Here is a 17,254-nt window from a genome sequence, read left to right as displayed (position 1 = left end):
AATTGTTACAATTGCATTACAAATCTACAACAAGAAGGTCACGATGGAAGTCAATGACATAGATAAACTTGGTATTAAAAATATCAAAAAAATCTACCATAACCCCGACTATGAGACTCTCTTCAGACACGAACTTGAACAGCAAGAAGGTGTAGAGACCAATCTTGGTGCAGTAGCTGTCGATACAGGAATTTTTACCGGTCGAAGCCCAAAAGATAAATATTTTGTCAAACAGCCGCCAAGCGAAAAATATATCGCATGGGGTGATGTGAATCAACCAGTATCTAAAGAGATCTTTGATGAGCTCTTTGTAAAAACCAAAGAGTATTTGAGCGGCAAAGAGCTCTATATCATGGATGCATTTGCTGGTGCGAGTGATGAGAGTAAAAAAGCTATCCGTGTAGTGACTGAGATTGCGTGGCAGGCTCATTTTGTCAAAAACATGTTTATTCGCCCAACTGAAGAGGAACTGCAAAATTTTCATCCAGACTTCACACTCTATGTAGCAGCAAACCTCAAGAATGATCGCTACAAAGAACATGGTCTCAACTCAGATGTCTTTATCATCTTCAATATTGAAGAAAATATAGCGATCATTGGCGGCACATGGTATGGCGGAGAGATTAAAAAGGGAATCTTTTCAATGATGAACTACTGGCTGCCACTGGAGGGTAAGCTCAGTATGCACTGTTCTGCCAACATAGGTGATAAAGATGATGTAGCCCTCTTCTTTGGTCTTAGTGGTACAGGAAAAACAACCCTCAGTGCCGATCCAAATAGACGTCTCATTGGCGATGATGAGCATGGATGGGATGATAAAGGGGTCTTCAACTTTGAGGGAGGCTGCTACGCAAAAGTTATAGGACTTGACAAAGAGAAAGAACCAGATATCTACAACGCTATCAAGCGTGATGCCCTTTTGGAAAACGTGGTAGTCAAAGAGGGTGGCGAGGTAGATTTTGAAGATGCGAGCAAAACAGAAAATACCAGAGTCAGCTACCCGATCTACCATATCTGCAAACACAAAGAGGATCTCCAAGGTCCACATCCAAAAAATATTATTTTCCTCAGTGCCGATGCATTTGGTGTGCTGCCACCGGTGAGCAAACTTACGAAAGAGCAAGCGATGTACTACTTCCTCAGCGGTTATACAGCAAAAGTTGCTGGGACTGAGCGAGGTATTACTGAGCCGGTAGCTACTTTTAGCGCATGCTTTGGTGAAGCGTTTTTGCCACTGCATCCAACAGTCTATGCAAAGCTTCTAGGAGAAAAGATTGATAAACATGGTGTGAATGTCTATCTTGTTAACACTGGATGGACTGGTGGACCTTATGGAGTGGGAGAGCGTATGAGCCTTCCTGCTACACGTGCTTGCATCAATGCAATTTTGGATGGAAGTATAAATGAGAGCGAGTTCGAGACACTTCCAATCTTTAACCTCGCTATTCCAAAAAGTGTCAAAGGTGTTGATAGCACTATTCTCAATCCACGCAATACATGGGAAGATAAAGCGGCTTATGATAAGCAGCTAGAGCACCTAGCAAAACTTTTTATAGAAAATTTTAAACGCTACGAAGGTTACGGAAATTTCGACTACTCCCAAGCTGGACCACAGCTATAATCACTCGCCCTCTTGGGCGAAGAACCTCACTTCTATCATTCAATCAAACTGAATTAATCATTAAACTCCATATATTTTACTTCTGATACACACTTTTATTATAATTTCGTAAAATTTTTTTCATAAGGATTTATTATGAATATACCAAAAAGACTTGGTTGGATATCAGGTGGTATTGCACTTGCACTCCTTCTGTGGTTTACATTTTCTACCTACGGAGCCAATAGACCAATAGGAGCATCTACAGGCATAGCGTATATGGGTGCTTGGTTTTTTGGTCTCACAGATACTGAATATTTCAAGCATATAAAAAATAGTGGAAGTTGGGAAGTTTTCTTCCTCATTGGAGTACTTATCGGTGGTTTTTTGACATCAATCTTTATCACCAAAACATTCAAATTTCGTATTCTGCCGCCACTATGGAAAAAACACAAAAACAATTCTCCTGTTTCACGTCTTTTTTGGAGTTTTATAGGAGGATTTTTGGTTGTATTTGGTGCACGTTTAGCTGGTGGATGTACAAGCGGACATTTCCTCAGTGGAGCAAGCCAGACAGCTGTAAGTGGGCTTATTTTTGGGGGCGTTGTTATTATTGTACTCTTAATTACCGGCCGTCTCTTTTATAAAAACCTCTAAGGAGTATAGATGAATTTCAACATAATAGAATTTTTCCGCCAAACATATGCATATGTAGCAGCACAACATCACGGTAGTATTTGGCTCATCATTGCTATCGGTATTGTATTTGGAGTTATCATTCAATGGAGCAGGGTAGACACCTTCGACAAAATTGCAGGTTTTGCTATGCTTCATGGATTTAAAGTACCAAAAATGCTCTTTTTTACCATTGGTATAGCAAGTATCGGTCTATATTTCATGATAAAATTTGGTTATGCTCACTATCATATCAAACCAATTACTCTAGGTGGACTTATCATTGGTGGTATACTATTTGCCATAGGTATGGCTATTTTGGGTCTTTGCCCTGGAACGGGACCTGTAGCAGTCAGCGAAGGAAATATCGATGTATTCACAGGCCTCATAGGAGGACTTTTGGCAGGTGCACTCTTTACATACCTCTACCCTGATCTCAAAACTATCATGGGTCCAAACTTTGGCAAGCTCACTCTTGCTCAGCTTGTAGGACATGACTGGTTCATCTTTGCTTATGGCATTGCACTCATAATCATAGCCTTTTTACTTCCAAACAGAGAAATTGAAGAGGAGGTGGGAGAGGTATAACTCCTTTTCCATTTTGTGTTACAATATAAAAAAAAGAGCACAAAATGGAATCAAAGGAGATCGAGCGCAAATATATCTTGCCTCCATGTAATCCTAAAAGACTCCTCAAATTCCTCGGCATCCCTTATCAGAAGAGCAAAATCGTACAGTTTTATACACCAGATCACATCCGCTATCGTCAACGCAATGGCCATTTTTACAAAACTATCAAAAAGGGTGAGGGAATAGAGAGAACAGAAATTGAGCATCTCATTACAAAAGAGGAGTTTGCAAAAGCATTCATGCACGCCCAAGGTGCTATCATTCACAAAACTCGCTATCTAGCAACAATTGAAGGACGAATATATGAGTTTGACTGGTTTAAAGATCAGCTTAGAGGTTTAGCCTTTTTAGAAGTAGAGTTTCCAAGCCTTCAAGAAGCAAAAGAGTTCACACCACCTCCAAAAATAGCACAGATAATCCTTGATGAAGTAACCAAAAATCCAAATTTTACTAATGCTTCTTTGGCCCTTCACGGAATGCCTATTATAGATGCTGATCTTACTAAGCTTTTAGAAGATGCAAAGAGTGCTGCAGTAAATAGACTCCAAGCAAAAGTGATACTCAATTTCCATCCCTACCACGATATCTCCTATCTGCTCAAAGCCACTATCTACGCTCTTTTGCACATTATCCTCAATAACAAAAACGCAATCCTTGCTGGCGATCAAGATAGCGAAAGACTCCATCAGCTTCGCATCGCAATGCGAAAAATACGCAGCTACTTAACACTTTTTTCACATATCCATACAGTTCCAAAAGATTTACAAAAAGAGCTCTCATATGTTATGAAGCAGACAAATAGAGCGCGCGACATTGATGTAGCACTTGCCTGGATGGAAGAATATAAAAAAGAGCTCCCACCAAATCTTGAGCACCATTTGGACGCGATTATAAAAGAGCTGCAAAAACAAAAAGCAAAAAGCGACAAAGAGCTGCATGAGTTTTTGCATAGTGAAGCTTTTAAGAAAGTGCTTGCTGATCTTGCTGAGTTTTGCCAAAAAGTTGAAATTGCCAACTTGCCAGCCATTATCGCAGCCAAGAGACTTCTCAAAAAAGAGCTAAAAAGAATAAAGAAAATGAGCAAAAATCTGAGCAAAAAATCATATCCAAAAGATTTTCACAAAATGCGTATAGAAGCCAAGAAGCTACGCTATCTATTAGAGCTTTTTCAGACTATTTTAGAACCTCGCTATTTTAAAAAAGCACTAACTTTAGCCAAAGAGTTTCAGACAATCCTCGGCGAGCATCAAGATTTTGTAGTGCAAATTGATTATCTGCGGCAACTACAGCAAGAGCATAAAAATAAAGCTCTTGCCTATCTTGTAGAATTTTTAGAGAAAAAGGCCAAAAAAAGGCGCAAGAAGTTTCTTGAAAAACGTAAAAAGTTGAAAATGTTACCTTCTTTTATACAAGATGCCCTATGCCGTTATGAAGTAAATTAAGACACATTGAGGGTTGTTTTTACTATGAAATTTGAATTAAAAATGATAAGTGCATGACCATGAAAAAATTGTTACCTATCATACTGCTTTTTGCCAGAATTCTTTTCGCTGATCAAATCTATATAGCCAAACAGAAGGGAACGGATCAAAGCATCATCGTTTCACTCGAACCAGCCCCTGCATCAACGCAAGTGGATGCAAATGTGACAATCAAGGCAGTTTTTACTGAGCCGCTTTATCCTCTCTTTGCAAAAAGAGGTGTAACTTTGAAAAAGTTAACACAAACAAAAGGTTTTTTTGGTTTTGGAAAGACAATAAAACAAAAGTATGTCCAGGGAAGTATAAAATATGACAAAAGTACTCATACGATAACGTTCAAACCAAATAAACCTCTTGCAGTAGGTTTTTATGAAGTAAGATTTCATCACCTGATGAAACAAAAACTAAAAAAAGGGATGATCGTTAAGCCTATTGTTTATCGTTTCTATGTCCCGGAAGTGATTAATGGCTTCAAACTTCCACCAGAACCAGACCCCAAAAAAAACAATGAAACTATCGAAGGAATTGACTTTAACCATAATGGGATTCGAGACGATGTAGAACGATGGATCATTCATCGCTATGCCAACGATCCTAAATACCCAAAAACCAAAACAGCAATTGCCTTGCAGTATGCCAAAGCTTCTCAATACATTATCACACATGATCCCAAGCACGCTTATGAAAATAAAACCTATGAAATTTTTGACAGAGCTATGGATTGTGAAGGATATTTTATAGATAAACTGATTAAAAAAGGGACAAAAATCGAAGATGCCTATATAAATAATGATTTTTTTGAAGATATAAAACCAAAAATATTCAATACTAAAGATCGTGTCAAAGCCTACTGGCAGTTTAATGCATCTTTGAGCGGGCATATGCTTGGAGGTGGTGGTGGAATAATGAGCTCTACTCGTGACAAATGCGATATCGATATCGTTACATTAGGAGAGATGCAATGAAAAAGATTGTCTTATTTTTGCTTATTCTCTTTACCAAAAATCCGCCTTGACATACCCCCCCACGCCATCCGAGCGAAGCGACAATCCCGCAGGACAAAGTCCGAGGGCAAAAGGCAGGGATTCTGGCTTCAAGCGGAGATGCCAGCGATAGCCAGTCTTACTTCCCCTATGCCAAGAATCGATTCCCCAACTCTACAAATATTAATAAAAACAATATCATAAAAGAGTTTCAAGGAATAGACTCTCTCTCAACTCTTTTGTAATTGTATTATGAATGTACGGAAAAAGTGAACAATACCAACTAAATATCAGAGTAATGTCAAACAAACAATTTCATTTGTTTTTACAAATATTATTTACTACCTTCTGTAAACTGCTAAACTCGGTTCCTCCACTATAATAGACACCATTCTTTTCTTGAATGAATCGTGTTACATTATTATCACATTTAACAGCATATTCTGTTATATCACCTTTGGATATATGAGCTATAACGGTTTGTGCATTAATAGCAAAGCTCATTATTACAAGCATTATGATAGCTTTTAACATCACAATTCCTTTCATTTTCTACTCCAAGAAGAATTAGTTCCTCCACAAATATCAATTAAACCATTGTATTTTGCCTGTTGAAGAAAGTCCAATATACGAATAGAACCAATCATTTCAAAATAACTTGCAGGCAGGCAAGTATAAATCTGCCCTTCTTTGTACCCAAACTGGTAATCACGTACACAGCTATTGCCACTAGAATGTTTCAATCGATAGAAAGTTAGATATCCATCTGGTACATGAATCGTAGCACACCCAGTACTATTATCGATTGTACCTACAGGCGGTTTTAATCCTTCAGACAAAAAATCACTATAGTTATGTCCTGGTCTGAATTCATAACTGTTGGCTATTATCTTTTCTTGAGGCGGATTATCAATCATATAACACTCATTTTCTTTTTTTCCATCCCAAGTAGAAATATCATGGTTTTCTCCCATAATGGTATGACCGCCACAAGTAGCTTTTACCCACTCTCCATTGATTAGGTAAAGTTTTTGATCAGAATTGAAAGGATAAACATCTTCGTACATCTGTATAGTTGGATCAAAACGGTGCTTGACTGTAATGCGATAGTTACAAGTATTCTATTTATATTTTTCAATTTAGAATATTTGTCTTTTATAATCATTTGAATTCCTTCATTTTCAACATGATTATAGAATTATTTTATTTTTGTTTTTATTTTTGAAGTATTTAAAAAACAACAGAGATCTTTTGCACGCAACCAGCAATCAACACACTCTCATCATAAGGAACAGCATATTCAGATGAGCCAGGTTCGAGATATATTTTCGCCATGCCTCTAAAACTAAGCAACCCGAGACCAGAAATGTTTGTTTTTCTATCAAGGAAATGAACTATACCTTCCTTTACATTAGCTTTATTAAAAATCAGTATATCTCCTGGTGAGATATTAAAATCTTCATACTTTTCCTCGACTTTGACAGCAAATTTTGTATGAGGATTCTTGCAATAGATTATCGGAATTTTTGGCGTATTCTCACTTACAATATTATAAGGATCACAATTTTTAAAACCTTTGAAGATAGGAATGAAACAGTAGTTAATATCTAGTATATCATCCTTTTGGCGGGTATGGGTCGTTGCCATGACTATCCTTTTGTGCGATCTTCCCATCTTTGTTATGTATCACTAGTTCCGTTTTTTGTTTTCTGCTAAGTTCTCTTGCATAATTTACAGCATCTTTTTTATGCAGAAAGCATCTACTAGCTTTTTTAGCGTTATCCGTTTTTACACACCATCCATTATCTCCATTTGGTACTACATGATGTTGTTTTGCCATTTTTCTCCTTTTCGATTTATATTTTTTTGCTTCTGTATATCATTCATATATGAGAACATTCTCAACATACGTATCTGCAAAGTCATTGTCAAACGTAGCTACATATTTTAAATTGTTTTCTTTCATGATAGCCATGGTTAAAGCATCATTGCCCAACAAACCGTATTCTTTTATGATATCTATCATTTTCCAATAGTGTTTCTCTTTTATTTCATATACTTTAAAGTTGAAATCTTTTAAAAAATTTTTTATCATAGTAATAATAGAGGTCTGTTTTTCCAACAACTCCCTATCTTTTTTAAGTTGTTTAAGTTTTTTGCCGCTGCTTATAATTACTAGTTTAAAGATTACTTCGTCGATGATTCTCGTTGTTGTTACGTATTGAAATCGGTTGCTGGCTTCAAATAGTTCTTTTATATTTTGCTTTTGAGGCATATCTATGTCTAAAAAGGTATAGATGAGAACATTTGTATCAACCATGACTTTAATCTTCATAAATGAGTTCCTCATCTTCTATAAGCATTTTTATTTTGTCATTTGAAAGTTCCTTACTTGGTTTTATCGTATTCATATACTTTTGTATCAAGCTGTTTTTTCTATCTTCCTGGTATATCTCAAAAGCTTTTTGCTGTATCTCTTTATAAGTCGCTTTTTTCCCATTGGCTTGCAATTCTTTAATAGCCTGAGATATATATTTTTTATATTCTTCGGGAGCTTTTATCTTTCTAGTGGCCCCTCTTCTTTGTACTCTTCCTGTTAGCAGTCCCATATCTTCTTTTACTTCAGCTATATAGCAAGTTTTAAAAGAGTTTGCTGATGTTACTCTCATCATTTTTCTCCTTTTGCTAAGAATTTATAACATAATAAAGTAATTTCTACAAACAGTCAAGAGGCATATACTATACCTTATATGGACTAATATATGAGCCATTCTGAATACATTGTGAATATATAAAAAGCACAAAGGAGACAATATGAACTTTCTGGAAAAACAAGAACTGGTTTTGAAAAAAATTGAATTATTAATGGAAGAGAGGAATATTTTACTTAAAATTAATTTGCATTAATAAGATACAATCTGGGAATTTTATTTTTGTAATATCCGAATATTTTTCGCATGTCTATTCAACAAAATGGATATTGTTCGGAATATATGTATTTTTGTTTATATTGTCGTAATACGGTTGCCATTTACATCAAAATATATTTTATTTTTCACATCTATTGGAGTTAACTCATTTATATTGATATTTCATCAATCATTTTTAGCGCTCATACCTTCAAGCTCTCGCCTTTCGGCGGGGGAGTAGTTGATGTGCGAGTAGTATATCAATCTCATCTCAGCGCATCAACACTTCTTTTAATCTTCTCATCCTCTAAATGGATATATCGCCTGGTTGTCTGCGGATTGATATGCCAAAGTCTCTCTTGCAACAAAACAGAATCCTTTGTTCTCGAATAAAATAGGTAGAGTGGGTATATCTTAACATGTGCATACCGCACTTTTCTTTTTTGATGCCTAGGTATTGTGCAAATAGCGCTTTATCTCTTTATCAAGTACATATCTTGTAAGGCACTCTTCTTTTCCATACAATTAATACCTTTACACTCATCTTTGCAGCGTCTTTGATTAAGATAGATATCGAGTTTGAATTTTGCCATCTATATCCTTTTTTATTTCAATACCTCCTGCATCAATTTTTCAGAAATCCTATAACCATTTTTCACGGCCGTTTCCAAAAACTCTTTTGCCTCTTTTTTGGTGATGAAACCCTTTTGTATGTTCAAATAGACAATACCAAGAAGCCCCAATATCTTGATATTAAGATTTTTAGCTATTTTTCTCCCTTTTTTCTCATCAATAACCAAAGGTAGATCTTTCTCCAAAGCCAAAGCTATCGCTTCACTCTCTCCTTCATCAAGATAATACTCCAAATAGTCCAATATGTCACTCTTGTTAACTTCCACCGTTTCTATGAACTCTGGTATGCAAAAATCTTCTTTATATGTAATCTCTTCGTATACTTTTTTTAGAATATAGATTTTTTGAAAAATGTTTTGCAGCAGATCCAATCTGTCCAAATCGAACAGAATAATCAATGTGGTGCTGTCACTTACTACGATCATTGCACAATATCTTTTAAATTTTCCAAATCTTCTTTGAAATCGTAATCGATCACATTTTTTCCATTTATAGATAGCAGCTTCATAGCCTCTTTTTTTGATATATCCAAAGCTTTTGCTACTTCACCCAGGCTTATCAATCCTTCCTCGTAAGCGTTGACAAGTAAAGAGGTTTTCAATCCTTTTGTAATGATGCTATCGTTAAAGGATATGGCTATTCCCAAAGGAGCATTTCTTTTTGTGATAAGCGTATATTCATTATTCTCCAAAAACTTTGTCAATTCCGATGGATTTTTTTGTAAATCTCTAATTCCCAATGCTTTCATCTCAAATCCTTTAATACTTATATTCATAAGTATTATAGCACACTATTCATGTAAGAGAGCACCTCATGCCACAAAACTATCATTTAGGTTAATACTGAATATAATTATTATAATGAGAAGGTTAACTATAATTAATGGAGCGCTGACTATTATTGAAGCACGAGATTTTGAATATTTATTTAGCAGTCAAATTCAAACAAAATTATAATAATTTGATATATCAACTTTTGCTCTTTATATTGAGCTAATGCTAGCGGCACTCGTACGCCCTTGCACTAACTCGAACCAATTTATTCTCTCTATCATGAAGCATTTTCAATCCACCTGTATCAAGGAGATAATATTTCCCAACTTTTGTTACTTTTTGTTTCCACTTTGTTATATCTGAAATCCATTTAACTCCTTGAAGTGAAGCAGCTTTTTTTGAGTCGTTTAATCATATTTGATTCTGTATCAAATCGACCTATTCCATAATTTCCCGCCATATCTTTTAAACCTTTTGGGTTTTCTATCGTGATATATCCTATAAAACGGCAGTTTTTTGGGACAGAATAGTGAAACACTTTGACATCATCGGCGATAATTTTGTGAAAAGAGTGCGCAGTTTTTAGGCGAAGATGGCCCACATCTAAATGGCGATATTTACCATTTTTATACCCGTATTCACTCAGATCAAAATTATTAGCACTTCTCTTATCTAAAGTTAATGCAATTGTATTTGTTACATCTTTGATACAACCGCTAAATAGTATTCCGATGAAGAACAAGATAATAAGTCTCACTTTTTCCCTTCTAAAAGATTTGTATTTCCGGTCAATATTTTAACAAGCTGCTCCTCTTGCTCTTTTGTAAGTTTCCCATTTGCAAGTGCATCCATGAGCTTTGCTGCCATTTGTGCCTGGAGCTCTTTTTCTCTCATTGCAAGCTCTTTCTCGTGGATCTCTTTTTCTATGCGTAGTTTTTCAAGAGCAATCTTCTCTTTGTGCGCCTGGTAGCGTTTGAAGATAATATAAAGAAGTATCAATGTCAAAGTTCCAAAGAGGAAAAAGTATATAAAAATGCTCTTTTTGGTTTTTGTCTCTTCCAATCGTGGCGCTATAGCTACTTTTTCCTTATCAACATCAAGCTTTTTTGCCTGGACGATTGACTCTTTTTTGATTTTGGCTGTCTCAACTGCTTTTTTATATTCAAGTTGGGCTTTTTCTCTCTGTACTTGCGCAGCAATCTGTGCTTTTTTGAGCTCAAGTCGTTCTTTTTTATCAAAGAGATAGGGATTTTGTCGCTGCATGAGCAGATGAAAATACTCTTTTGTCTTATTGCTATCTGCTCCAAATAAAGAGAGAGTAAAAATTATAAGCAAAAATCCTCGCATAACCACCCTTTAGCTTCCAATTGCTAGGGCATATAATACCATATCTTCGGTATCCAAAAATTCTCTTACTTCATCATCGTAGTATGCACCAATCCCACTACATCCAAGTCCAAGATATTCGCTTGCTATATAGCAGCGGTGGCCTATGTGGCCTGCTTTTTGGTAGAGAGGCTGATAATTCTTACCGCTACTTGTGAGGAAAAATGTCACTGCACTCTGGCTTCCCAAAGCCTGTTCAAGACATAAATATCCAACCTTTTGGCTAAAGTCCCCCTCCTTGATAAGTTTACCATCAAGATAAATGCCTGGAGTTATGTTCTCTACACGGTTGACAACATACCAAATCTTCACCTCTTCATCACAATCGCTTGGAATTGCATCTTGCATCGTTTTGAGCACAAATTCTAGCTGCTCACTTTTTATAGCCTCACTTGCAAACTCACGAATGGAGCGGCGTTGCATAACTGCTTCATGAAGCCTATTCTTTTCAAACATCAAATGAGGAAAACGAAAATCCTTTTTGCATCCATGAAGCTGCAGTGTATCAAGGTAAGCCTGCCAAATCAAAGCGTTCTCTTCAAAAGTGTAGGTACCCTCCACATAAGGCAACTCCATAGCAAAATTCTTTGCTACTTCTTTGGTGCGTACTCCCACAACACCGCTTGAGAGAAAAAACTCACGATTGGCAAATCCAAACTTCTCATTGAGGGCAAGTTTGTCAAAGTTGTAGAGAATATAATAGGCATGCTCGTACCACAAACTTGCCATCTCCAAAGCTCCAAGAGCATGCCCTGCATCAAGCAAGCAGTAGCGAAAAGCTCTATTTTTATACTTCCAACTTGATCGGTAATAGATGGCAGAGTAGAGCACAATGATACCATCTACAAGCCTCTTATCCTCAAAATAGTACTCCACCCCTTCATTGCTATCAAGTTCATAGAGCAGCCGCAAACCATTCTCAGCTATACTCAAATGGTATATTCCATCTTTCATTCCCTCTACATTTCGTATCTGCAGATAGATCTCAGTTGGATAGAGAGCTCCTGCACTGGGAATAATACGGAGGTAGTATTCAACACCTGGATAGACCTTTTTGGCATTGACGCCACCAAGGAGGTAGAAAAATCTATGCAAACTGTTTGATAGATCAAAGGGAATGAAGGGATAATCTTCGGGATATACCTTAAAAGGGGAGGGTTGTTTAGACCAATCAAGATAGTTTGGATTGCGCCGTACACTCCAGTAGGAATGCTTTGTAGCTTCATGATAGGTATTTGTCATAGCAACTATCTAAGAACTCTTCTATCTCATAAAAAATCTCTTCATTACACTTCTTTATAAGTGGACGATATTTGAGATAGTTTTGCCACACTTTCTTGGCATTCTCATCACGTCTAAGACGCTTGAGCTCTAAAGCTACCGAAGCGTTGATAAAACCTTTGAGTACCAAAACTTGAGGAGTCTTCTCTTTTCTTTGAGGAAACCATACATCTTCTAAAACTTCATGGGCATCATAAAACTTCTCTTCTTTTATTAAATTCATAAACTTTTGACATGCATCATGCATGATAAACCTTTTTCTCTAACTATAGCAAGGGAAGGTTTGCAAGAGTATAAAGGAGAAAATTAATGGGAGGAGGGGAGAATAGCCTAAGCTACCACCCCCGAATACGCATGTGACAGCTGTTGCACTGGCGAATGATTTGTGAATGGTCGTTTATCACATCATCCATATTCCCTTGAGCAAAAGACTCTTTAGCATCTTTTGCGTAGAGTTCTATGAGTCTAGCTGTTTTTTGGGCAAATTTATAGGCATATTTTTGCTTCTCTGGTAAGAAATGCTTCACATCTACTTTCTCTAAGACTTTAACATTCTTCAAAATTCTATCCGCTCCATCATCGATACACTCTTTACAGTTATACAAGATCCCTTTTTGCAGCATATCCAAAGCTGCTGCAAACTTTTGCATCTCAATCTGCAGCTTTGACTTTCCCTTATGATCTGCAGCCTGCACAGACAAAGCCATAAATATTGCTCCTAAAAATAGTGCTACTTTTTTCATGTTGCATCCTATTTTGGCGAAATTTTGGCAACTTTTTCAAATTTGTTACCAAGATTGTCTATCCATATAGCTTTCACCTCTCCAGGAGCTGTGATTTTGAGTGGGAACTTTACTTTTGGATTGGGACTTGCACTCACCTCAAAATCAAAGCTACACACCTCTTTACCATTATAGAGGATTTTAAGCTCTTCTACAAAGAAGCGTGGTTTTATCTGCCCAGAGTGCTTGTCTTTTTGAAATCCTGTATCCATTGGGTGTATGGTGATAGCTTGAAATATCACAACATCACCTACTTTGTAATCATCACTCAAAGGCTTTACAACACCTCTTCGCCAAACAAATTTTTTCATCCTCTCTCCTTATCCACATCCGCCAAGTGCGACCTTGACATGTTTACGTGCCTCAAAAACTACATCATCATTGGTTCTTGCAAGTACCACAACATCTTGCGTACCACCAAGCTTTGCGTTGACATAGAGATACGCTTTGCCATTCGCTGGCGTATAGTTTGCTGTTACTACTTTATTTACTTTATTTTTTGTAGGAAGCACATGAATCTCTTTGATATATCTCTTTGTCTCCATAGGATAGTCTACCTCTACTTCGATAGGCACTACAAGACCATTTTCTGGAGCATCTGGGATATTGAGCTTGAGCTCATTAGCATTTTTGACTATTTTTTTTGCTCCTTCTGTGGCATCTTTGTATGCCTCCTCAAAAGGTATCTCTATCGCTTCATTCTCATCATCTTCTGCTTTAAGTGGTATGTGTACAAACATTGTGCTTGCAATTGCAAAACCACCAAGTTTTAAAAACTCTCTTCTTTTCATACCCATCCTTTAGTATTGCACGATCTCTTTGGAGTATTCGCTGAGCAGCTGCACAGGTGCACTCTTTTTGACCTGTTTTTTTGCTTTGCGTATATTTCCATAGATCTCTTTGAGCTCCGGTTTAAAAGAGCGAAAATAGTCATGAAATTTATCTGATCCTAGTACCGCTGATGCGTAAATCATTCCTTTTGGATCTACTTCAAGAATTATCGAAGCCAATGGTTGCGGTGCAGGACCGGCTTTCACTTTTGCTCCAGACTTCACATCATATGCAGAGAGGTGCGAAGAGCAGACAATGATCTCTCCATCACACTTACACGCCATACTCTTCTTACCCTTAGGTACATACGTAATAAAGCTATCACCAGGAGTGGGGTGTGTGAGCTGGTGAGGGCAGATTGCACTATATGCAACCAAGTCACCATGTTTGCCTACACCACCTTTCCAGATATACTCTGTCCCGTCTTCGGCAATCAGTTTTACATTTTTGTGCGTTTTTGTCCGAGTTCTGAGCAAAAAGTTTGGTGTTGATGCATAAGGGTAGAAAAATATATAGGGTGTTTCTTTTTTGAGACTATTATAATTAATAGGTTTCCCCTTAGCATCTATAAGCTGTACTTTTTCGTAAGCCTTAAAAAGCTCTCCCGTATCAGCACGTAAAAATCCATTGATAAGTGTGGGATTGGCCGCTACAAGAAGCGTGCCACCCACAACTTTGAAAAATCCTCTTCTATTCATGTATCATCCTAAATTGTTAAATTTACGCTACTTCTTTGCAGGCCATCTTGGGGCTACATGAACATATCTCTATACATACCTTTAGCCCATTCAAAGAGCAGTTTTCCATTTTGTACACCTGTTTGACCATCCCATTTTTCGTTTGTAGCAGCTTTATAAAATTCAAACGCTTTTTTCTTCTGGTTATATTTATACTGTGCATTGACTGAAATTGCTCGTACAGGATCGCCAGAAATCGCTGAGTAACAAACTGTAAGTGGTGACTTCCATGTAGGCTCTTTGCCTTTGAGGCGAGTTGCTATCATACTTGCAACGATATGTCCCTCTGAATTAGCTGTATTTCCAGATTTACTAAATCCCATAGGACGCACATCCCCTGCACAGTAGATATTTGGGTCTACTCTTGTTTGATACGTAAATGGATCAATATCAGCCTCTGCTTTATTAAAGACGCTATCTTTTGCAACACCTGCAATCTCTAGGATCTTACCACCACGTACACGTGGATAGAGTGCCGCATCTGCAAATTTGATCTCCTCACCAAGTTCAGTCTCTAAGCGCTTTTTGGATAGATCGATTTTTGTAATAGCAGTACCTGGCATATACTCGATATAGTCTTTGTAGAGCTTATCAAATGCCGAATGGAAACCATCTTTTTTGATTGTGATATCTGGGTTTTCATCCAACAAGATGACTTTGCCAGGAATCTGCTCTTTTTTCATAAACCAAGCTATCAAACAGGCTCTCTCATATGGAGCTGGAAGACAGCGATAATTCCCCCCAGGAACAGTCAGAACAAAATTCCCACCTTCAAAATCTTGCACCTTATTGCGTAGTGAAATATGTTCACTTCCTGGAATAAATCCAGCAGGATACTCTGTGCGTAGTCTCGTCTCTAACTCTATATCTCCCTTTGTCCATCTTGAATAGTCATAATCGATTCCAGGGGCTAAAACCAAAATATCATATTTGACCGCACCCTCATTTGTAAAAACCATCTTGCTATCACGATCTACATCGTGCACCATTGCATTGAGGAAGGTATAATTATTGTTACGTGCTGCTTGCAAATAGTCATGGGTCAAGAACTCAAGATCTACAAGGCCAACAAGCCAAAGGTTACTTACAGGACAACTCATAAAAGAAGCGCGTCTTTCGATGAGCACTACATCAGCATTTGGTGCATAGCGTTTTACATACTTAGCGATCGAAAGACCTGACCAACCACCACCAACAACAACAACTCTTGGCCCTTTAGCCTTTGGAATTGGTGCCATACGTAGACCAGCCGTTGCAGCTGCTCCTCTTGTATTTGCACTACCGCTTGCTGCTGTACAACCGCTCAATGCTGCTCCAGCAGCAGCCACTCCTCCAAGTTTTAGCAAATCTCTTCTACTAAGTGCCATGGTTCATCCTTTTTATAATGTTTCTTCATTGGGGCGAAATTCCAAGAGAAACATCGCTCAATCAAAATGATAATATCAATCAACTTAATTTATTATTAGAAATTTTTATATTTGATTTATACTTTTGATTAGTTATACTTATATTTTATTAGTATAACGATAATTTATTATATTTATAATGATTCCGTTTCTCATATCGATATTTCTTGATTTGTTGAAATAATTTAGTTATTATTCCACGCAAAGGAGCAGCAATGGAGCAGTTTTTACAAACAAGCGGAGCACTCTATGATGAGACACGCGTAAAGATTCTTCGCTTTTTACTCGAACATGGCTCAAGTTGCGTTTGCGAAATCCAAAGCGCACTTGATCTTGGCCAATCGAGACTCTCCAGGCATCTCAAGATCTTAAAAGATGCTGGATTTTTAACAAGCAAAAGAGAGGGCAAATGGATCTACTATGATCTATCCAAAGAGCTTGATCCTCTCCAACAGTGCGCCCTAGAGGTTATCAAACAGTTGCCAATTGATCTGCCAAACAAAAGTAAGGAGTGCTCCACATGAAAAAGGTCTTGATTTTATGTACAAGAAATAGTTGCCGATCTATTTTGGCTGAAGGATTGATTAACAAATATTTTGAAAATATCCAAGCAAAAAGTGCTGGAAGCAAGCCAAGCGGCAAAATCAATGAAAACGCTAAAAAAGTGCTGATAAAAGAGGGGGCCTGGAACGATAGCTACCATTCAAAATCGATCGATGAGGTGATGGATGAGGATTTTGATCTTGTAGTGACCGTATGTGACAATGCAAAAGAGTCCTGTCCGGTTTTTCCTAAAAGAACAAAAGTTGTACATGTCGGATTTGAAGATCCCGACGGAAAACCCTATGAAGCCTTTGAAAATTTGGCCAAAGAGATGAAACAAAGACTATTCCCTATCATACAAAAGGAGCTAACATGACAATAAAGATACTTGGAACTGGTTGTGCAAAATGTAAAGCACTGGAAGAAAATGTCAAAAAAGCAGTTGCCAAAAAAGGCATCTTTGCCCAGATTGAAAAGATTGAGGATATTCAAGAAATTATGAATTATGGAGTGATGAGCACTCCCGTACTAGTAATCGATGAGAAGGTTGTAAGTACCGGTAAACTTTTGACAGTTGATCAGATTGAAAAACTCTTAGGCTGAT

At 37.3% G+C, this 17,254-nt stretch carries 25 protein-coding genes; 8 read left to right on the top strand and 17 right to left on the bottom strand.

Annotated elements, in window-relative coordinates:
* Positions 1-43 precede the first annotated feature (43 nt).
* The 5 genes from pckA (at position 44) to JG734_RS00210 (ending at position 5,351) form a co-directional block, all read left to right on the top strand.
* A complete protein-coding gene (gene pckA / locus JG734_RS00230; protein ID WP_201333051.1) occupies positions 44-1,621 on the top strand; it encodes a phosphoenolpyruvate carboxykinase (ATP) in 1,578 nt (525 codons plus the stop codon).
* 135 nt (positions 1,622-1,756) lie between these two features.
* On the top strand, positions 1,757-2,257 hold the full coding sequence (locus JG734_RS00225; RefSeq protein WP_201333050.1) for a YeeE/YedE thiosulfate transporter family protein: 501 nt from the start codon (positions 1,757-1,759) through the stop codon (positions 2,255-2,257).
* A 9-nt stretch (positions 2,258-2,266) separates the two neighbouring features.
* Positions 2,267-2,863 (top strand): YeeE/YedE thiosulfate transporter family protein, encoded by a 597-nt coding sequence (locus JG734_RS00220; RefSeq protein ID WP_201333049.1) that lies wholly within the window; start codon positions 2,267-2,269, stop codon positions 2,861-2,863.
* A gap of 44 nt (positions 2,864-2,907) precedes the next feature.
* A complete protein-coding gene (locus JG734_RS00215) occupies positions 2,908-4,347 on the top strand; it encodes a CHAD domain-containing protein (RefSeq protein WP_201333048.1) in 1,440 nt (479 codons plus the stop codon).
* A 59-nt stretch (positions 4,348-4,406) separates the two neighbouring features.
* Positions 4,407-5,351 (top strand): Ig-like domain-containing protein, encoded by a 945-nt coding sequence (locus tag JG734_RS00210; protein ID WP_201333047.1) that lies wholly within the window; start codon positions 4,407-4,409, stop codon positions 5,349-5,351.
* A gap of 333 nt (positions 5,352-5,684) precedes the next feature.
* On the opposite strand, the gene JG734_RS00205 is transcribed toward JG734_RS00210, so the two are convergent.
* From JG734_RS00205 to JG734_RS00125, 17 genes are all read right to left on the bottom strand, one after another.
* Positions 5,685-5,903: a hypothetical protein gene (locus JG734_RS00205; RefSeq protein ID WP_201333046.1), complete on the bottom strand. Its 219-nt coding sequence runs from the start codon at positions 5,901-5,903 to the stop codon at positions 5,685-5,687.
* 11 nt (positions 5,904-5,914) lie between these two features.
* Positions 5,915-6,436 (bottom strand): hypothetical protein, encoded by a 522-nt coding sequence (locus JG734_RS00200; RefSeq protein ID WP_201333045.1) that lies wholly within the window; start codon positions 6,434-6,436, stop codon positions 5,915-5,917.
* A gap of 163 nt (positions 6,437-6,599) precedes the next feature.
* On the bottom strand, positions 6,600-7,016 hold the full coding sequence (locus JG734_RS00195; RefSeq protein WP_201333044.1) for a hypothetical protein: 417 nt from the start codon (positions 7,014-7,016) through the stop codon (positions 6,600-6,602).
* Positions 6,985-7,209, bottom strand: coding sequence for a DUF2188 domain-containing protein (locus JG734_RS00190; protein WP_201333043.1), 225 nt, complete (start codon positions 7,207-7,209; stop codon positions 6,985-6,987). Before JG734_RS00190 ends, JG734_RS00195 begins: the two co-directional genes overlap by 32 nt.
* 39 nt (positions 7,210-7,248) lie before the next feature.
* Positions 7,249-7,704: a PIN domain-containing protein gene (locus JG734_RS00185; protein WP_201333042.1), complete on the bottom strand. Its 456-nt coding sequence runs from the start codon at positions 7,702-7,704 to the stop codon at positions 7,249-7,251.
* Positions 7,694-8,041, bottom strand: a complete 348-nt coding sequence (locus JG734_RS00180; protein ID WP_201333041.1) for a hypothetical protein — start codon at positions 8,039-8,041, stop codon at positions 7,694-7,696. Before JG734_RS00180 ends, JG734_RS00185 begins: the two co-directional genes overlap by 11 nt.
* Positions 8,042-8,883: 842 nt before the next feature.
* A complete protein-coding gene (locus tag JG734_RS00175) occupies positions 8,884-9,336 on the bottom strand; it encodes a DUF3368 domain-containing protein (RefSeq protein ID WP_201333040.1) in 453 nt (150 codons plus the stop codon).
* The gene (locus tag JG734_RS00170; RefSeq protein ID WP_201333039.1) at positions 9,333-9,659 is read right to left on the bottom strand and encodes a UPF0175 family protein; all 327 of its coding nucleotides are present in this window, start codon (positions 9,657-9,659) and stop codon (positions 9,333-9,335) included. The genes JG734_RS00175 and JG734_RS00170 overlap by 4 nt, the downstream gene beginning before the upstream one ends.
* A gap of 395 nt (positions 9,660-10,054) precedes the next feature.
* Positions 10,055-10,441 (bottom strand): hypothetical protein, encoded by a 387-nt coding sequence (locus tag JG734_RS00165; RefSeq protein WP_201333038.1) that lies wholly within the window; start codon positions 10,439-10,441, stop codon positions 10,055-10,057.
* Positions 10,438-11,031, bottom strand: a complete 594-nt coding sequence (locus JG734_RS00160) for a hypothetical protein (RefSeq protein WP_201333037.1) — start codon at positions 11,029-11,031, stop codon at positions 10,438-10,440. Before JG734_RS00160 ends, JG734_RS00165 begins: the two co-directional genes overlap by 4 nt.
* A 9-nt stretch (positions 11,032-11,040) precedes the next feature.
* Positions 11,041-12,312 (bottom strand): SagB family peptide dehydrogenase, encoded by a 1,272-nt coding sequence (locus JG734_RS00155; protein WP_201333036.1) that lies wholly within the window; start codon positions 12,310-12,312, stop codon positions 11,041-11,043.
* Positions 12,293-12,598 carry a DUF309 domain-containing protein gene (locus JG734_RS00150; protein WP_201333035.1) on the bottom strand — a complete coding sequence of 102 codons (306 nt, stop codon included), beginning with the start codon at positions 12,596-12,598 and terminating at the stop codon, positions 12,293-12,295. The genes JG734_RS00155 and JG734_RS00150 overlap by 20 nt, the downstream gene beginning before the upstream one ends.
* Positions 12,599-12,686: 88 nt before the next feature.
* The gene (locus JG734_RS00145; protein WP_201333034.1) at positions 12,687-13,094 is read right to left on the bottom strand and encodes a hypothetical protein; all 408 of its coding nucleotides are present in this window, start codon (positions 13,092-13,094) and stop codon (positions 12,687-12,689) included.
* Between the two features lie 8 nt (positions 13,095-13,102).
* On the bottom strand, positions 13,103-13,444 hold the full coding sequence (locus JG734_RS00140; protein WP_201333033.1) for a thiosulfate oxidation carrier complex protein SoxZ: 342 nt from the start codon (positions 13,442-13,444) through the stop codon (positions 13,103-13,105).
* A gap of 9 nt (positions 13,445-13,453) precedes the next feature.
* Positions 13,454-13,924, bottom strand: a complete 471-nt coding sequence (locus JG734_RS00135) for a thiosulfate oxidation carrier protein SoxY (RefSeq protein ID WP_201333032.1) — start codon at positions 13,922-13,924, stop codon at positions 13,454-13,456.
* A 9-nt stretch (positions 13,925-13,933) separates the two neighbouring features.
* A complete protein-coding gene (locus JG734_RS00130) occupies positions 13,934-14,662 on the bottom strand; it encodes a Rieske 2Fe-2S domain-containing protein (protein ID WP_201333031.1) in 729 nt (242 codons plus the stop codon).
* Positions 14,663-14,715: 53 nt separating this feature from the next.
* Positions 14,716-16,068: an FAD/NAD(P)-binding oxidoreductase gene (locus JG734_RS00125; protein ID WP_201333030.1), complete on the bottom strand. Its 1,353-nt coding sequence runs from the start codon at positions 16,066-16,068 to the stop codon at positions 14,716-14,718.
* Between the two features lie 254 nt (positions 16,069-16,322).
* Between JG734_RS00125 and JG734_RS00120 the strand changes: the two genes are divergently transcribed.
* From JG734_RS00120 to JG734_RS00110, 3 genes are read left to right on the top strand one after another with little or no spacing between them, the layout of a single operon-like run.
* Positions 16,323-16,631, top strand: coding sequence for a helix-turn-helix transcriptional regulator (locus JG734_RS00120; RefSeq protein WP_201333029.1), 309 nt, complete (start codon positions 16,323-16,325; stop codon positions 16,629-16,631).
* Positions 16,628-17,026, top strand: a complete 399-nt coding sequence (locus JG734_RS00115; RefSeq protein ID WP_201333028.1) for an arsenate reductase ArsC — start codon at positions 16,628-16,630, stop codon at positions 17,024-17,026. Before JG734_RS00120 ends, JG734_RS00115 begins: the two co-directional genes overlap by 4 nt.
* Complete coding sequence (locus tag JG734_RS00110) at positions 17,023-17,253, top strand: thioredoxin family protein (RefSeq protein WP_201333027.1); 231 nt, start codon at positions 17,023-17,025, stop codon at positions 17,251-17,253. The genes JG734_RS00115 and JG734_RS00110 overlap by 4 nt, the downstream gene beginning before the upstream one ends.
* Position 17,254: the final 1 nt, after the last annotated feature.

The sequence above is a fragment of the Nitratiruptor sp. YY09-18 genome (assembly GCF_016593235.1).
Classification (GTDB): domain Bacteria; phylum Campylobacterota; class Campylobacteria; order Campylobacterales; family Nitratiruptoraceae; genus Nitratiruptor.
The sequence above is the reverse complement of the archived record's forward strand: the minus strand, read 5'-3'. Positions and strand labels throughout refer to the sequence as shown.

Bases quoted from the DNA above. Each gene is read 5' to 3' on its own strand.
- pckA (WP_201333051.1), top strand. From the start codon at position 44: ATGGAAGTCAATGACATAGATAAACTTGGTATTAAAAATATCAAAAAA.
- JG734_RS00225 (WP_201333050.1), top strand. From the start codon at position 1,757: ATGAATATACCAAAAAGACTTGGTTGGATATCAGGTGGTATTGCACTT.
- JG734_RS00220 (WP_201333049.1), top strand. From the start codon at position 2,267: ATGAATTTCAACATAATAGAATTTTTCCGCCAAACATATGCATATGTA.
- JG734_RS00215 (WP_201333048.1), top strand. From the start codon at position 2,908: ATGGAATCAAAGGAGATCGAGCGCAAATATATCTTGCCTCCATGTAAT.
- JG734_RS00210 (WP_201333047.1), top strand. From the start codon at position 4,407: ATGAAAAAATTGTTACCTATCATACTGCTTTTTGCCAGAATTCTTTTC.
- JG734_RS00205 (WP_201333046.1), bottom strand. From the start codon at position 5,903: ATGTTAAAAGCTATCATAATGCTTGTAATAATGAGCTTTGCTATTAAT.
- JG734_RS00200 (WP_201333045.1), bottom strand. From the start codon at position 6,436: ATGTACGAAGATGTTTATCCTTTCAATTCTGATCAAAAACTTTACCTA.
- JG734_RS00195 (WP_201333044.1), bottom strand. From the start codon at position 7,016: ATGGCAACGACCCATACCCGCCAAAAGGATGATATACTAGATATTAAC.
- JG734_RS00190 (WP_201333043.1), bottom strand. From the start codon at position 7,209: ATGGCAAAACAACATCATGTAGTACCAAATGGAGATAATGGATGGTGT.
- JG734_RS00185 (WP_201333042.1), bottom strand. From the start codon at position 7,704: ATGAAGATTAAAGTCATGGTTGATACAAATGTTCTCATCTATACCTTT.
- JG734_RS00180 (WP_201333041.1), bottom strand. From the start codon at position 8,041: ATGATGAGAGTAACATCAGCAAACTCTTTTAAAACTTGCTATATAGCT.
- JG734_RS00175 (WP_201333040.1), bottom strand. From the start codon at position 9,336: ATGATCGTAGTAAGTGACAGCACCACATTGATTATTCTGTTCGATTTG.
- JG734_RS00170 (WP_201333039.1), bottom strand. From the start codon at position 9,659: ATGAAAGCATTGGGAATTAGAGATTTACAAAAAAATCCATCGGAATTG.
- JG734_RS00160 (WP_201333037.1), bottom strand. From the start codon at position 11,031: ATGCGAGGATTTTTGCTTATAATTTTTACTCTCTCTTTATTTGGAGCA.
- JG734_RS00155 (WP_201333036.1), bottom strand. From the start codon at position 12,312: ATGACAAATACCTATCATGAAGCTACAAAGCATTCCTACTGGAGTGTA.
- JG734_RS00150 (WP_201333035.1), bottom strand. From the start codon at position 12,598: ATGCATGATGCATGTCAAAAGTTTATGAATTTAATAAAAGAAGAGAAG.
- JG734_RS00145 (WP_201333034.1), bottom strand. From the start codon at position 13,094: ATGAAAAAAGTAGCACTATTTTTAGGAGCAATATTTATGGCTTTGTCT.
- JG734_RS00140 (WP_201333033.1), bottom strand. From the start codon at position 13,444: ATGAAAAAATTTGTTTGGCGAAGAGGTGTTGTAAAGCCTTTGAGTGAT.
- JG734_RS00135 (WP_201333032.1), bottom strand. From the start codon at position 13,924: ATGAAAAGAAGAGAGTTTTTAAAACTTGGTGGTTTTGCAATTGCAAGC.
- JG734_RS00130 (WP_201333031.1), bottom strand. From the start codon at position 14,662: ATGAATAGAAGAGGATTTTTCAAAGTTGTGGGTGGCACGCTTCTTGTA.
- JG734_RS00125 (WP_201333030.1), bottom strand. From the start codon at position 16,068: ATGGCACTTAGTAGAAGAGATTTGCTAAAACTTGGAGGAGTGGCTGCT.
- JG734_RS00120 (WP_201333029.1), top strand. From the start codon at position 16,323: ATGGAGCAGTTTTTACAAACAAGCGGAGCACTCTATGATGAGACACGC.
- JG734_RS00115 (WP_201333028.1), top strand. From the start codon at position 16,628: ATGAAAAAGGTCTTGATTTTATGTACAAGAAATAGTTGCCGATCTATT.
- JG734_RS00110 (WP_201333027.1), top strand. From the start codon at position 17,023: ATGACAATAAAGATACTTGGAACTGGTTGTGCAAAATGTAAAGCACTG.